Annotated in this window: 11 protein-coding genes; all 11 read left to right on the top strand. The window is 63.2% G+C overall.

The window, feature by feature from the left end; all coding sequences use genetic code 11:
• The first annotated feature begins 278 nt into the window (after window positions 1–278).
• The 11 genes from mraZ (at window position 279) to murB (ending at window position 13,819) form a co-directional block, all read left to right on the top strand.
• The gene (mraZ, locus tag NUW12_10485; protein MCR4403178.1) at window positions 279–737 is read left to right on the top strand and encodes a division/cell wall cluster transcriptional repressor MraZ; all 459 of its coding nucleotides are present in this window, start codon (window positions 279–281) and stop codon (window positions 735–737) included.
• On the top strand, window positions 734–1,651 hold the full coding sequence (gene rsmH / locus NUW12_10490; protein MCR4403179.1) for a 16S rRNA (cytosine(1402)-N(4))-methyltransferase RsmH: 918 nt from the start codon (window positions 734–736) through the stop codon (window positions 1,649–1,651). The genes mraZ and rsmH overlap by 4 nt, the downstream gene beginning before the upstream one ends.
• Before the next feature lie 23 nt (window positions 1,652–1,674).
• Window positions 1,675–2,283: a hypothetical protein gene (locus tag NUW12_10495; protein ID MCR4403180.1), complete on the top strand. Its 609-nt coding sequence runs from the start codon at window positions 1,675–1,677 to the stop codon at window positions 2,281–2,283.
• Between the two features lie 150 nt (window positions 2,284–2,433).
• Window positions 2,434–4,590 carry a stage V sporulation protein D gene (locus tag NUW12_10500; GenBank protein ID MCR4403181.1) on the top strand — a complete coding sequence of 719 codons (2,157 nt, stop codon included), beginning with the start codon at window positions 2,434–2,436 and terminating at the stop codon, window positions 4,588–4,590.
• A 101-nt stretch (window positions 4,591–4,691) separates the two neighbouring features.
• Window positions 4,692–6,284, top strand: coding sequence for a UDP-N-acetylmuramoyl-L-alanyl-D-glutamate--2,6-diaminopimelate ligase (locus tag NUW12_10505; GenBank protein MCR4403182.1), 1,593 nt, complete (start codon window positions 4,692–4,694; stop codon window positions 6,282–6,284).
• The gene (locus tag NUW12_10510; protein MCR4403183.1) at window positions 6,271–7,725 is read left to right on the top strand and encodes a UDP-N-acetylmuramoyl-tripeptide--D-alanyl-D-alanine ligase; all 1,455 of its coding nucleotides are present in this window, start codon (window positions 6,271–6,273) and stop codon (window positions 7,723–7,725) included. The genes NUW12_10505 and NUW12_10510 overlap by 14 nt, the downstream gene beginning before the upstream one ends.
• Window positions 7,715–8,680, top strand: a complete 966-nt coding sequence (gene mraY / locus NUW12_10515) for a phospho-N-acetylmuramoyl-pentapeptide-transferase (GenBank protein MCR4403184.1) — start codon at window positions 7,715–7,717, stop codon at window positions 8,678–8,680. The genes NUW12_10510 and mraY overlap by 11 nt, the downstream gene beginning before the upstream one ends.
• Before the next feature lie 275 nt (window positions 8,681–8,955).
• Window positions 8,956–10,029: a stage V sporulation protein E gene (gene spoVE / locus NUW12_10520; GenBank protein ID MCR4403185.1), complete on the top strand. Its 1,074-nt coding sequence runs from the start codon at window positions 8,956–8,958 to the stop codon at window positions 10,027–10,029.
• Window positions 10,030–10,034: 5 nt separating this feature from the next.
• Window positions 10,035–11,186 carry an undecaprenyldiphospho-muramoylpentapeptide beta-N-acetylglucosaminyltransferase gene (murG, locus tag NUW12_10525; GenBank protein MCR4403186.1) on the top strand — a complete coding sequence of 384 codons (1,152 nt, stop codon included), beginning with the start codon at window positions 10,035–10,037 and terminating at the stop codon, window positions 11,184–11,186.
• 342 nt (window positions 11,187–11,528) lie between these two features.
• Entirely contained in the window at window positions 11,529–12,911 is a 1,383-nt protein-coding gene (gene murC, locus NUW12_10530) for a UDP-N-acetylmuramate--L-alanine ligase (GenBank protein ID MCR4403187.1), read from the top strand.
• Window positions 12,908–13,819: a UDP-N-acetylmuramate dehydrogenase gene (murB, locus tag NUW12_10535; protein MCR4403188.1), complete on the top strand. Its 912-nt coding sequence runs from the start codon at window positions 12,908–12,910 to the stop codon at window positions 13,817–13,819. The genes murC and murB overlap by 4 nt, the downstream gene beginning before the upstream one ends.
• Window positions 13,820–13,822: the final 3 nt, after the last annotated feature.

Here is a 13,822-nt window from a genome sequence, read left to right on the forward strand (position 1 = left end):
AGATCCCCGATCCCGAAAACCCCCTCTGTGTGCCCTGTCACTGTCGAACCCGGGGCTATGGCTTTCATCGTTTGCCGAACCCTGCCGGCGTTTGGCATTGGCGCGGCAGCTTGCCTTGACTTACCCTGCTCTTGCCCGGTGGTACCCGGGCGCGATGGTGCTCTGGCGAAGGGACCAAATGCCGTCGTCTCGCAAAAAAAGTCACTCTGACGAGGAGGAATTCCCGCGTCGCTATAGAAGAGAGATGTTACCAATGTGGGGAAAAGTGGGGAGAAGTGGTGGAAGCAGCGCCCCCAACCTTCATCGGAACCTATGATCACGCTGTGGATGACAAAGGCCGCCTTGCGATCCCCGCGAGGTTCAGGGACGGCCTCGGGCAGCGTTTTTATGCCACCAAGGGCCTTGACAAATGTCTGTTTCTCTTCCCCGAGATGGAGTGGCGGGCCCAACAGGCTCAGCTCGCATCGCTTCCTCTCACGATGCGCGACGCGAGGGCGTACAGCAGGTTGTTCTTCGCAGGGGCGTGCGAGTGCGAGCTCGATAGACAAGGGCGCATAAACATCCCTCAGTACCTGCGCGAATACGCTGGGATCACCAAGGATGTGGTGATCATCGGAGTGATGAGCCGCGTGGAGGTGTGGAGTCGGGAGGTGTGGCTCGAGTACTCCTCCAGGGCGGAGGAATCCTATGAGGAGATAGCCGAGAAGCTGATCTCCGGTGGTGCGGCTCGAGAATGAATCCAGAAAGCCTGAAGGAAGCGGACGCGCCTAGACCGTATCATGTCCCGGTCATGAGGGACGAGGTTCTGTGGATGCTGCGACCCAGGCCGAGGGGGACATACGTCGACTGCACGGTGGGCGGCGGAGGCCATGCCGCGGCCGTGCTCGAACACGCAGGGCCGGGCGCATTCCTCGTGGGCATAGACAAGGATCCGGAAGCGATAGAGTGCGCCGGCCGAATGCTGGGGCGTTTCCCAGGAGCATTCAAGCTGGTGCAGGGAAGCTACGCGGATCTTGCCGTCATCCTTGCGGGTCTCGGGATAACGCGGGTGGATGGGGTCCTCTTTGACCTTGGGGTAGCGAGCCACCAGTTTGACGACGCAAGGCGGGGCTTCTCGTACATGAGCGACGGCCCCCTCGACATGCGGATGAACCCCGGTGAGGGCCTTTCGGCATACGATCTGGTCAACGGGCTTTCAGCCGAAGCGCTCGCGAGGATCTTGCGTGAATACGGAGAGGAACGATGGGCGTCTAGGATCGCCCGCTTCATCGTAGACAGGAGGAAGCGCGGTCCCATCACCACGACAGCTGAGCTTGTGGACGTGATCAAGCAGGCCATACCCGCAGGGGCCAGGAGATCCGGTCCCCATCCTGCGAAAAGGAGTTTCCAGGCCTTGCGTATCGCGGTGAACGACGAACTTCGAAGCCTTTCGCGGGGCCTCGACCAAGCCGTGGATGTCGTGGGGCCGGGAGGAAGGATAGTGGTCATAGCGTTTCACTCCCTGGAGGACCGCATGGTGAAACGGAAGTTCTCCGAAAGCAGGAACTGCCTTCGCACGATCACGGTACGTGCCCTGACTCCGTGCGACGAGGAGCTCACGGCAAACCCGCGGTCGCGCAGCGCCAGACTGCGGGCGGCGCAGAGGTTCTAAGGGCGTTGGAGGGGGAATAGAGTATGGTACTGGCCGAAGCCAGGTCCGCGGCGCAGCAACGGAGGGACAACGAGAGAAGCGGCGCGAGACCGCGGTCCATCAGGCGGCGGGCCGCAGTCCGGCGTCTTGGCGCTGACGTCGTGGACGGGGCTCTCGTAACGAAGACGACCTACCCGAGGAAGGCCAACCTGGGAAGGTTCATGATCGCAGCAGCGGTCGTTACGGGGCTTCTCCTCGGCAGTCTCGGCCTGCGCGCCAAGGTCGTGAAGTGCGGGTACGCGCTCAGCAGGCTGGAGGAGGCACTGGCCTCGGCGCAAACCGAATACGACAGACTGAGCCTCGCCGTCGCGAACCTCCAATCGCTGGAGAGAGTCGAGGAAGCCGCGAGAGCGCGCCTGGGCATGGTGGATCCCACCTCCGCCGAGTTCGTGGTCCTCGCGCCGGGCGAACCTGACCGGACTGCTCCTGCAGGCGCGGAGAACGCTCCTGCGCTTGCGCCGTCCCGGTTGGGGAGAAGCTTCGCCACTCGGGCAGGCGACGCCCTGATAGGCCTGGTATCTCCCTTCGTTGCACGCTGGTTCTACGACGTGCCTATCCAGGATCACCCGAGGGTGCGAGTGGCGGCAAGATAGGACCCGGGCACGCTCTTCGGGCTCCTGGATGCGGCCAACAGGCCCGACACCGCACGTTGAGAGCGGGGACGAGGTCCGCTCGGTCGGGCTCGTTGGGGAGGCCCGGGCAAGGGAGCAGGGCGCAGGTCAAGGTAAGGCGAGGTAGGGTCTGTGTCAGTGTACTCGGGCGTGACCATCAAGAAGAGGGTAGCCTGGCTTTTTATTATGTGGGGGGCTGTCAGCCTCCTCCTCACGTTGCGCCTTTCGTGGCTCCAGGTCGTTCAGGGGGACCGTTTCCGCAAGCTTGCTCTCGACCAGCGGCTCTACCCCGTGCCCGTGGACGCGAGGAGAGGCACGATCCGGGACCGAAACGGGCGCGAGCTCGCGGTGAGCGTGAGCGCCGACTCCATCTACGCCGTTCCCGTGGAGGTGGAGGACCCGGCCGGGACTGCGGAGACCCTCGCACGCATCTTGGAACAAGACCCTGTATCCATCCGCAACAAGCTCACACAGAAGTCCGCGACAGTCTGGATAGACCGCAGGGTGGACCCTGACAAGGCCGCAGCCATTAGGAAGCTCAATCTCCCCGGCATTGGCTTCACCGAGCGAGGACAGAGGTTCTACCCCAAAGATAGGTTAGCTGCGCACATCCTTGGGATCGCCGGCATCGACAACCAGGGGCTGGAAGGCCTGGAGGTCCAGTACGACTCGCATCTTCGTGGCACGCGTGGCCAGATCGTCTCGGAGCGCGATGCGACGGGGAAAGAGATCCCTGGGGGCGTGAGCAAGTTCATCCCGCCAGTCGACGGAAACGACCTGTACCTCACCATTGACGAGGTCATTCAGTACATAGTCGAACGCGAGCTCGATCGCGGGATGACCGAGACCCGGGCAAAGCGCGGCATGATCCTCGCGATGGATCCCAAGAGCGGCGCCGTGCTGGCGATGGCCGCCCGGCCCACGTACGATCCCAATCGCTACTACGAATACCCTGAGGCGTTCCGGCGGAACATCGTCGTGTCCGACGTTTATGAGCCGGGGTCGACGTTCAAGATAGTCACGGCCGCGGCGGCCATGGAGGAGGGCCTCGTGAAGCCCTCCGACACGTTCTTCGACCCCGGGTTCATTCGCGTCGAGGACCGGTACGTCAGGTGCTGGCTTGCCGGCGGCCACGGAAGCCAGACATTCACCGAGGCAACGGAGAACTCGTGCAACGTCGTCTTCGCCACCCTCGGGATGCGTCTGGGCCCGGAGCGGTTCTACAAGTACATTCGGGCGTTTGGATTCGGCAGCCCACTCGGGATCGACTTCCCCGGAGAAGCGAGCGGCCTCCTTCAGCCGGAGAAGAACGTCGGACTCGTGGAGATAGCCAACATCTCGTTCGGTCAGGGCGTCTCCGTCACTCCGGTGCAGCTGCTCTCCGCTCTCAACGCGATAGCCAACGGCGGCACCCTGATGAGGCCGCATCTCGCGTCGAGAGTCGTGGCTCCGGACGGCAGTCTCGTCGCAGAGTTTGCGCCCGAGCCCCTTCGTCAAGTAATCAGCAAGGAGACCGCCAAGGAGCTCTCGCTCATCCTCGAATCCGTGGTGGTCAACGGCTCAGGCTACAGAGCGAGGATACCCGGGTACCGCGTCGCGGGAAAGACGGGGACCGCGGAGAAGCCCGAGGGGGGAAGGTACGGTGAGAAACGGGTGGCTTCATTCCTCGGGTTCGCGCCCGTGGAGGATCCCAAGATATCGGTGCTCGTGGTGTGGGACGAGCCGAACGTGGGGATAAGCTACGGAGGTGTGCTCGCCGCGCCGACGTTCCAGGCGATCGTCCGCGACGCGCTCAGGTACATGGAAGTGCCGCCAACGTCGCCGGTGACGGACGGCGATTCAGGTGGAGGGGCGGGAGGAGCGCGCCAATCGGACCTCGTCGCCGTGCCGGACCTTGTGGGGCGGACTTGTGCTGAGGCCACGAATCTGCTCACATCTAGTTTCGGACTCCAGGCGCGGACGAAGGGGTCTGGCGGCATGGTTCGCGATCAGACGCCGAGGCCTGGGGCTCGCGTGCCCCGAGGCACCACTGTCGTGCTTTACTTGGAGATGAGTGAACTCTATAATGAAGTGGACGAGGAGGCCGAGGTCCCGAACCTTGCTGGCAGGACCATGAAAGACGCTGCGCACCTTCTCAGCGCGGTCGGCCTCAGGCTTCAGGCTGAGGGCACAGGAAGCGCCGTGTGGCAGGACCCGAAGCCGGGAACGCGGATTCCGAGAGGCTCTATAGTGGTCGTGAGGTTTGCGTCGACGCAGGACCGACAAATAGGTAACCCCAGGGAACCTTAGTACTGGCATGTCATAACAGCCAATTGCAGGAGACATAATGGTATTGGCGCAACGGTCACAACCGATGTATGATCGTTCGCAGCCACAACGAGGCCGCGGGCATGGCCTTCGGGCACGGATGCACGGATGCGCCGAAGATGGGCGCGTCGGTGCGGGCTGCGGTGGCCGTCGGGAGGGCAAGTGAGCAAGTGCTGCAATTGAGGGATCTGCTGAAACAGGTGGGTGTAGAGGCGTCCACGGGCGACATGGGCGTTCTCGTGCGCGGGGTTGCCTATGACTCGCGAGCGGTCGAACCCGGGTACCTGTTCGTTTGTATTAGGGGCGAGAGACACGACGGCCATGACTTCGCCGAGGAAGCTGTGAGGCGCGGAGCAGTGGCGCTTGTCGTCGAGAAGGATGTGACAGTGGCTGAAGGCGTGGCGGCCGTCAGGGTGCGGGACTCACGCGAGGCCCTTGCCCGCGTGGCTCAGGCTTTCTACGGCGACCCGTCGCGCTCCATGGTGTGCGTGGGGGTGACCGGCACCAAGGGAAAGACCACGACGACTCATCTCGTGAAGCACGTGCTTGACGCGTCCGGCAAGTGGTGCGGGATAATCGGAACCATCGGACACGTGGTCGGCGATGAGGTGATCGAGTCCAAACACACTACCCCCGAATCCCTCGATGTACAACGCATTCTCGCCGAGATGCGAAAGCGAGGACAGAGAGCTGCGGCGATGGAGGTGTCATCCCACGCGGTGGTGCAGGGCCGCGTGCTCGGCGTGGATTTCGACATAGGGGTGTTCACGAACATCGGCCACGACCATCTCGACTTCCACGGGACGTTTGAGAGCTACTTGGCGGCCAAGACGTCCTTCTTCGAGGCGCTCGACCGCGGGCCTTCGCCGAAGGGGATCACCCGAACAGCCGTCATCAACCTCGACCAGGCACACGCAAGGCATATCATCTCGAGGACTCGTGCCCACGTGATGACGTATGGCATCTCGAGCGCGGCCGACGTCCGGGCGGAGGACGTGCGGCTTCTGAAACAAGGGGCGTCGTTCACCGTAAACACTCCCAAGGGTCGGGCGGACGTGCGGCTCAAGTTGAGCGGTGTGTTTAACGTCTACAATGCCCTTGCAGCCATTGCGTGCGGCGTGGCTGCGGGCGCCAGCCCCGAAGAGGCGAAGTCCGGGGTTGAGAGCGTGGTCGGAGTGCCGGGTCGCTTTGAGACGGTGGATGAAGGTCAGCCGTTCGTCGTGATCGTGGACTTCGCCCACACGCCGGACAGCCTCGAGAACGTGCTGAGAGCAGCGCGAGGTCTTGCGATGGGCGAGATGACGGTGGTGTTCGGATGCGGCGGTGACCGCGACAGAACCAAGAGGCCGATCATGGGAGAGATCGCGGCCAGGCTCGCGAACCACGTGATAATAACCTCGGATAACCCGCGGTCGGAGGACCCCGAGTCGATATGCCGGGAGATCGAGGACGGTGTGCTCAGAGTGCGCCGCCCTCTGGAGGGGTACGAGGTGATCGTCGGCCGTGCGGACGCCATCAGAAGGGCGCTCTTCCGGGCGAAGGAGGGGGATGTGGTCGTCATAGCGGGAAAGGGCCACGAGACGTACCAGATATTCCGCGACCGTGCCATCCACTTCGACGACCGCGAGATCGCGAGAGACTGTCTCAGGGAGAGAATGGCGAGTGCCGAGGTTTAGCCTGGAAGAGGTCATAGTCGCGACAGGCGGACACTTCGAGGCCGCTGACACGACCACGGGACCCGGAGGGCTGGAGGCCACGCAAACGAGGGGTGCCGCCGTGTTCGATGGGGTGAGCACCGACTCACGCAAGGTCACGGGGGGAGAGCTATTCTTCGCCCTGGTGGGTTCCACTTTCGATGGCCACGACTTCGCTGCCGAGGCGGTCAGGAGAGGGGCAAAGGGCGTCGTGGCGTCGTCATCCGCTAAGGTCGCAGGACTTGCAAGATCGGTTCCGGTGATTTTCGTCGACGATACGCTCAAAGCCCTTCAGCGGCTCGCCAGGTATCACAGGTGCCGCCTGGGAATCCCCGTTGTGGCGGTCACGGGAAGCACCGGCAAGACCACGACGAAAGACATGGCCCACAGCATCTTCGCGGAGCGCATGCGGTCGGCGAGGACCGAGGGCAACTTCAACAACGAAGTTGGTGTACCGTTGACGCTCCTTTCGTTGGAAGCTCGACACGAGATATGCGTTCTGGAGCTTGGGATGAGAGGGAAGGGACAGATCCGAGAGCTCGCCGAAGTCGCTCGTCCGGACGTGGGAATCGTGACCAACGTGGGGCCCAGTCACATAGAGCTTCTCGGATCCATCGAAAACGTTGCACTGGCCAAAGCCGAATTGGTTGAGGCTCTAGGGGCTGACGGCACGGCGGTGCTGAACGCGGATTGCGGACACACCGCCGCGATGAGGCGTCGGACCCGCGCGAAAGCAGTGCTCTTCGGGGTCGAGCAAGACTCCGACGTGCGGGCGACCGACATCGAGGTGCTGGGGGAGGACGGAACGAACTTCACCATGTCGTATGGCCAGAGATCATTCAGGGTCCATGTTCCTCTGCCAGGCGTCCACAACGTGTACAACGCCCTTGCGGCTGGAGCGGGAGCTCTGGTCATGGGGATGGACTCGTTCGCCGTGGCCGAAGGGCTGTCTCACTTCAAACCGTCCCACGGGCGCTCGGGGGTGCTGGAGAGCGCGCGCGGTTTCACAGTGATAGACGACACGTACAATGCCAACCCCGCCTCCATGAGGGCTGCCCTGGCCGTTCTGCGAGACGTGGCCGGCGGCAGGAGAAAGATCGCTGTTCTAGGCAACATGCTGGAGCTGGGGGAGATCGCCACGGAGGCCCACAGGGAACTCGGACGGGTCGCCGTGGCCCATGGTTGCGACGTGTTGGTGACGGTGGGCGACCTTGCACGGCTCGCCGGAGACGAGGCCATGCGGCTCGGCAAGGGAGCGCGCGACGTGATCACGTGCGGCACGGGCGATGAGGCGATCGCGGCCCTTGAGAGCCTCGCTAGACCAGGCGACGTGATCCTCGTCAAAGGGTCGAGGCTCATGAAGATGGAGCAGATCGTGACCGCACTAATGGGAGGTAATGGGGGCGGGTTCCGTGAGTCGTGAGATATACGCGGCCCTTGTGGCACTCGGGACGGTGCTTGCGATAGGACCGACGTCCATAAGGATTCTGCGAAGGATGAGGTTCGGCCAATCGGTCAGATCGAACGGCCCGGCGACTCATCTCGCAAAGGCTGGCACGCCGACCATGGGCGGGATAATGATACTCCTGGGAGTTGCCGTGGCCACCCTCCTCTTTGCTCCGCGGACGTTGGGATCCGCATGGGCCTTGTTCATCACGCTGGGATTCGGAGCCATTGGTCTCGCCGATGATTTCATCATAGTGGTGGCCAAGAGGTCCCTGGGACTCAGGGCGAGATACAAGCTGGCAGCCCAGATCGTCCTTGCGGTCCTGCTCGGTCTGTTCGTTGCGTCCAGACCCGAGCTCGGCACGACGGTGAGCGTTCCCTTCCTTGTCGAGGAGATCGACCTGGGACTCGGATACGTGGCTTTCGCGGCCTTCATCGTCGTGAGCGCCTCAAACGCGGTGAACCTTACAGACGGCCTCGATGGCCTTGCCTCTGGCACAGTGGCTGTAGCGGCCGTCACGTACGGTGTCGCCGCGATGGACAGAGGGTCCGCCGACGTCGCGGTTTTTGCTTTCGCCCTCGCTGGCGCGTGCGTCGGGTTCGCCTGGTTCAATTGTCACCCAGCGCAGGTTATCATGGGGGACACAGGGTCCCTCGCGCTTGGGGCGGCGTTGGGCTGTCTTGCCATACTCACGAAGACAGAGCTCCTCCTCGCTGTCGTAGGCGGCGTTTTCGTTGTGGAGACTCTCTCCGTTATGATCCAGGTGACGTACTTTCGGCTCACCGGCGGCAGACGCCTGTTCCGGATGAGCCCTCTCCACCATCACTTCGAGTTGATGGGGTGGCAGGAGCCGAAGGTGGTTACGAGGTTCTGGATACTCGGCCTCGTGTTCGCGGTTCTCGGGATGTTGTGCTTACGGGGTCTGGAGTAGCGGAGGGCGGGTGGAGGGCCTGCGGGGCGGCGAGCGCGACTGCGGCTGTTAGCGTGAGCGCGAGCGCGAGAGCCGCCTACAGCCGGCGCGCCCGCGAGGACGGCTGTCGCGGCGGCGATCGCAGACGTGGCAGGGTCCTCCGTGCAAGGACGGCGGACGTGGCGCTGACGGGAAGTGACCTCTCCGATCAAGAGAGGAGGGTCGTCGCATCCGCGATGGGAATGAGAAGCGTGCCAACGCGTTGGAAGCCTCGCGAGAAGCATTCGCCTGACGTCATGATCTTCCTCATCACGCTCGCCCTTCTGAGCCTGGGAGTGGTGATGGTCTTCAGCGCGAGCTCGGTCAGCGCGTATGAGATATTCCGCGACTCGTACTATTTCATCAAACGTCAGCTTGCCTGGGCTACAGTAGGCCTCGTGGCGATGTGCGTAGCGATGGAGATCGACTATCACGTATGGAAGGGGCTGGCCTGGCCGGCTCTCGTCCTCAGCCTCGTCCTCTTGGTTGCCGTGCTCATCCCCGGAGTGGGCGTGATGATCAGAGGATCTCGGAGGTGGCTTGGAGTTGGGTCGCTTACGTTCCAGCCTTCCGAGGTGGCGAAGATAGTCATGGTGTTCTTCATGGCGAGTTTCCTTTCCGACCGCTCCGCGAGGATGCACAGGTTTGTGCAAGGACTGCTCACTCCTCTGGTGGTCTTGAGCGTCGTGTTCGGGCTCATCATGTTGGAGCCTGACCTGGGGACGGGTGGCACCATAGTGGGCATCACCGTGCTCATGTTGTTCGCATCGGGAGCAAGCGTGTCGCACCTGGCGGCACTTGGCGCCATGGGGATCCCCGCGCTGGTGGCGGTGGCGATGGCCGCCCCGTACAGGGTCCGCAGGTTCCTGGCGTTTCTACATCCGTGGGACGATCCGCTGGGATCCGGCTTCCACATCATCCAGTCCCTCCTTGCTCTCGGCTCCGGGGGGATATTCGGGGTAGGGCTGGGGCGGAGCCGCCAGAAGTTCCTGTATTTGCCCATGCAGCACACGGACTTCATATTCGCCATTATCGGCGAGGAGTTGGGGTTCGTGGGCGCGACGGCCGTCGTGGTGCTGTACTTCCTTCTGGCTTGGCGGGGCCTGCGCGTGGCGATCGGGGCCCCGGACCCGTTCGGAAGCCTGCTCGCGGTGGGCATCACTACGATGATCGTGTTTCAGGCGGCCGTGAACATCGGCGTGGTATCCGGGACGCTGCCGATCACGGGAATCACCCTTCCGCTCATCAGTTTCGGCGGGTCTTCCCTGGTAACGACGTTGGCCGCGATCGGAGTGTTGCTCAATATCTCCAAATACTCGTCGACCAGGTGAGAGTCATGAAAGCGCTTTTCGCCGGAGGCGGCACTGGGGGACACGTATACCCGGCCATAACGGTCGCCAGGGCGTTGCTGGAAAGGGATCCTGCGGCAAAGGTGATCTTCGTGGGCACCCGCAGGGGACTCGAGGCCGATATCGTGCCGAAGGAAGGGTTCGTTTTCCACACCATAGAAGTGGCGGGCCTCCACCGGAGGCTTTCACCGGGCTTGGTCTTGACGGCGCTAGGGGCGTTCAAAGGCCTCGCCCAGTCAATACAGATATTGCTTCGGGAGAGACCAGACGTGGTGGTGGGGACCGGTGGGTACGTATCAGGCCCCGTGGTCCTTGCCGCATGGATGCTCGGGATTCCCACGCTGATTCACGAACAGAACGCTCTGCCGGGTCTCACAACGAGGATGCTCTCGCGGATCGCGAGCGCTGTCGCGGTGACGTACCATGAGTCCGCTCGGTGCCTTGCGAGAAAGTCGGGGATCGTGGTGACGGGCAACCCCGTGAGGAAAGCCATCATCACCGCCGACAGGCAGGAAGGTGCTCGGGCGATGGGGCTCGACCCTGACCGCCCCACGTTGCTTGTGTTCGGAGGGAGTCAGGGGGCAAGGGCCATAAACGAGGCCATGGTGGCGGCGGTGCCCGACCTCCTCGCGCGCAACCGCGACCTTCAGGTGATCCACCAAACAGGCAGACGCGATCACGAGTGGGTGTTGGAGGAGCTCGAGAGGAGAGGAGTGGGGCGAGGAAAGACCTCGCGCCTCGTCGTGGAGCCGTACCTCTACGAAATGCACATGGCCATGGCCTGCGCTGACTTGGTCGTGAGCCGCGCGGGCGCCATATCGATCGCTGAGATCACAGCGAGAGGTCTTCCCGCGGTGTTGGTTCCGTTCCCGGGGGCAGCCGAAGGCCATCAGGAGAAGAACGCGCGGGCTTTGGAGTCCGCAGGGGCTGCCGTGGTGATACTCCAGAGCGAGCTCACGGGGGACTTCCTTCGGGATACCGTGGAGGCTCTACTCCGCGACAGGGCGAAGTTGGAAGGGATGTCGCGCAAGTCTCGCGGCCTCGGACGGCCTCGCGCTGCCGATGACTTGGCGGACCTTGCAGGGACCTTGGCGTCGCGGCGGCATGGGCCGCGGACCCAAGCTCCACGGACGAGGTGAGAGGCGGGTTGGGCAAAGGGGCGGCCGCAAGAGGCGGCCCGGAAGCGGCGCGGCTCATGCGGCTGGATGGATGGTGTCAGCGGTGAGGAGAAATGACTTGGACAAGCAGGGCGTGCCGCGGACTGCCCCTAGGCATGTGCTCGCGTTTGGCGTGAGGGTGAACTCCAGGCGCAGATGCGAAGGGCGACAGTGTCAGGCTCACGGGATGTGGAATACGATTATACGTAAAGTGCCTGAAACCGCAGCGCAGAGTACCCCCGTGCCTGCGACGCTGGATGAGCCTCCGATCTCGTCTGGGCTTGTCCCGAGCCTCGTGGAGTTCGTGTGGGAAGGGGAAAGCACATGAAACTACAGGGTAGAGTCCATTTCGTGGGGATCGGGGGTCACGGGATGAGCTCGCTTGCCAGGGTTCTCCTGGAGACGGGTCGCGAGGTGAGCGGCAGCGACGCGGCTGACTCACCCCGAGCGCGCGCACTACGCTCGGCGGGTGCGGACGTTCACGTGGGCCACTGCGCGGCCCTCGTCGAGGGGGCTTCCTGTGCGGTTGTGAGTGCGGCCGTCCCAGCGGACAACGAAGAGATCCTCGCGGCCAAGCGCCTGGGAATACCGATCCTGACCCGCGCTGAGGCGTTGGCGGAGCTGCTGAACCCAAGGCTTGGCATAGCTGTTTCCGGGACTCATGGCAAGACCACGACGTCGTCTATGATCGCCACCATCCTTATCGAGGCCGGCCTCGACCCTACCTGCATTCTCGGAGAAGAAGTGGACGCGGTCCCCGGAGGAGGGAGGTTTGGTAGGAGCAACATCGTCGTCGCGGAAGCGGACGAGGCTTACGGCTCGTTTCTCAAGCTGTGGCCGAAGATAGCGGTTGTGACCAACATCGACGACGATCACCTCGACCATTACGGCACCTCCGACGCCATCGATCGCGCCTTCCTCGAGTTCTTGTCGCATGTTCCCGAGGACGGTCTTGCCGTCCTCTCGGCCGATGACGGCCGCGTCATGGCCGTGGAGAAGCGCTTGAGGTGCAGAAAGACCTTATACGGGCTGCGCGCCGGGGAGCTGTCGTGCGCGGATCCGGTTCCGGTGGGGCGCGGCCACCGGTTCGGCGTGATCCACCGCGGACGACGCCTTGGCCATCTGGAACTCGAGGTGCCGGGGCGACATAACATAGCTAATGCCCTCGCCTCCGTTGCCGTGGGCCTCGAACTCGGGGTGCCATTCGAGGCGATAATGCGGGGGCTCGCTAGATTCAAGGGTGCGAGGAGGCGCCAGGAGATCGTGGGAAAGGTGGGGGGCGTCACGGTAGTCGACGACTACGCTCACCACCCCACGGAGATCAGGACGACATTGGAAGCGTTGAGGGAGAGCCACAGTGGGCGGCTCATCGCCGTGTTTCAGCCTCAGCGGTTCACGAGGACGAAGTTTCTCTTCGACGAGTTCGCGAGGTGCTTCTCTTCGGCGGACATCGTGATAATCACGGAGATATACCATCGGGGGACGGGCGAGGAACCCATTCCCGGCGTGAGCGGTGAGAGACTGGCCGAGGCTGTCAGGGCGCGTGAAGGTCCTGCCGGTCGGCTTGTGGAGTTCGTGGGCACCTTGCCTGAGATAGTGTCATGGCTCCTCTCAGAGGTGCGGCCCGGCGACCTCGTTGTGACCATGGGTGCCGGGGACGTGGATTCCGTTGCAAGAGAACTTGTGAGAAGGATGAGGAACGCTTGATAGGAACGAGCCTGGCATTGCGTCTCAGACAGATCGTCAGAGGTGACGTGCGCGCGAATGAACCCATGTGGCGACACACCTCGTTTCACATCGGAGGACCCGCGGACGTCCTCGTGGTGCCGGCGGACACGGAGGATCTAATCGTGCTCTTGCAGGCCATCGCCGAGGTTCAGGTACCGTTCTATGTGATCGGAGCAGGAACGAACCTCCTTGTCGCGGATGAGGGGGTAAGGGGGGTCGTGATCAAGCTTGCGGGCGCGCTCGACGATGTTTCGCGAGACGATCGAAATGTGGTGGCAAGCGGCGCCGGGGTCCATCTTCCCGTTCTCTGCCGAAAGCTGGCGGCCTGGGGCCTTGCAGGGCTCGAGTTCGCCAGCGGCATTCCCGGCACAGTTGGGGGCGCCGTCGCGATGAACGCCGCCGCGTACGGGCGCAGCATGTGCCAGGTGGTGCGAACGGTCACCGCTCTGACCTACGAGGGAAAGCGCATGAGAATCGAGCGCGACGACCTCGCTGCCGGAGTAAAGACCACGAAGCTGCTCCAGGAACCGCTCATCCTGGTAGAAGCGGATTTCCTTCTCAACGAGGATGACCCCCGGGCGATCCTCAGACGCATGGAGGAGTACCTCGAGGAACGGTCTCGCAAACAACCTCTTTCCCTTCCGAGCGCGGGATGCGTTTTCAAGAACCCATCGGGGGGCGGCGCCGGGCGACTCATCGACGCAGCTGGACTCAAGGGCACGCGCGTAGGAGGTGCCGAGGTCTCCACCCTCCACGCTAACTTCATAGTGAACACAGGCAGCGCCACCGCACGGGACGTGCTGTCCCTGATGGAGATGGTCCGGCAGGCCGTGTACGACAAGTTCGCGGTGGTGCTCGAGCCGGAGATAAGGGTCCTCGGGGGCTGACTG

The organism is Bacillota bacterium (assembly GCA_024653485.1).
In the GTDB taxonomy this organism is placed as follows: domain Bacteria; phylum Bacillota; class SHA-98; order UBA4971; family UBA4971; genus UBA6256.

Coding starts and splice junctions, on each gene's coding strand:
- NUW12_10505 (MCR4403182.1), top strand. CDS start 4,692: ATGGCCTTCGGGCACGGATGCACGGATGCGCCGAAGATGGGCGCGTCG.
- murG (MCR4403186.1), top strand. CDS start 10,035: ATGAAAGCGCTTTTCGCCGGAGGCGGCACTGGGGGACACGTATACCCG.
- rsmH (MCR4403179.1), top strand. CDS start 734: ATGAATCCAGAAAGCCTGAAGGAAGCGGACGCGCCTAGACCGTATCAT.
- NUW12_10495 (MCR4403180.1), top strand. CDS start 1,675: ATGGTACTGGCCGAAGCCAGGTCCGCGGCGCAGCAACGGAGGGACAAC.
- spoVE (MCR4403185.1), top strand. CDS start 8,956: ATGATCTTCCTCATCACGCTCGCCCTTCTGAGCCTGGGAGTGGTGATG.
- murC (MCR4403187.1), top strand. CDS start 11,529: ATGAAACTACAGGGTAGAGTCCATTTCGTGGGGATCGGGGGTCACGGG.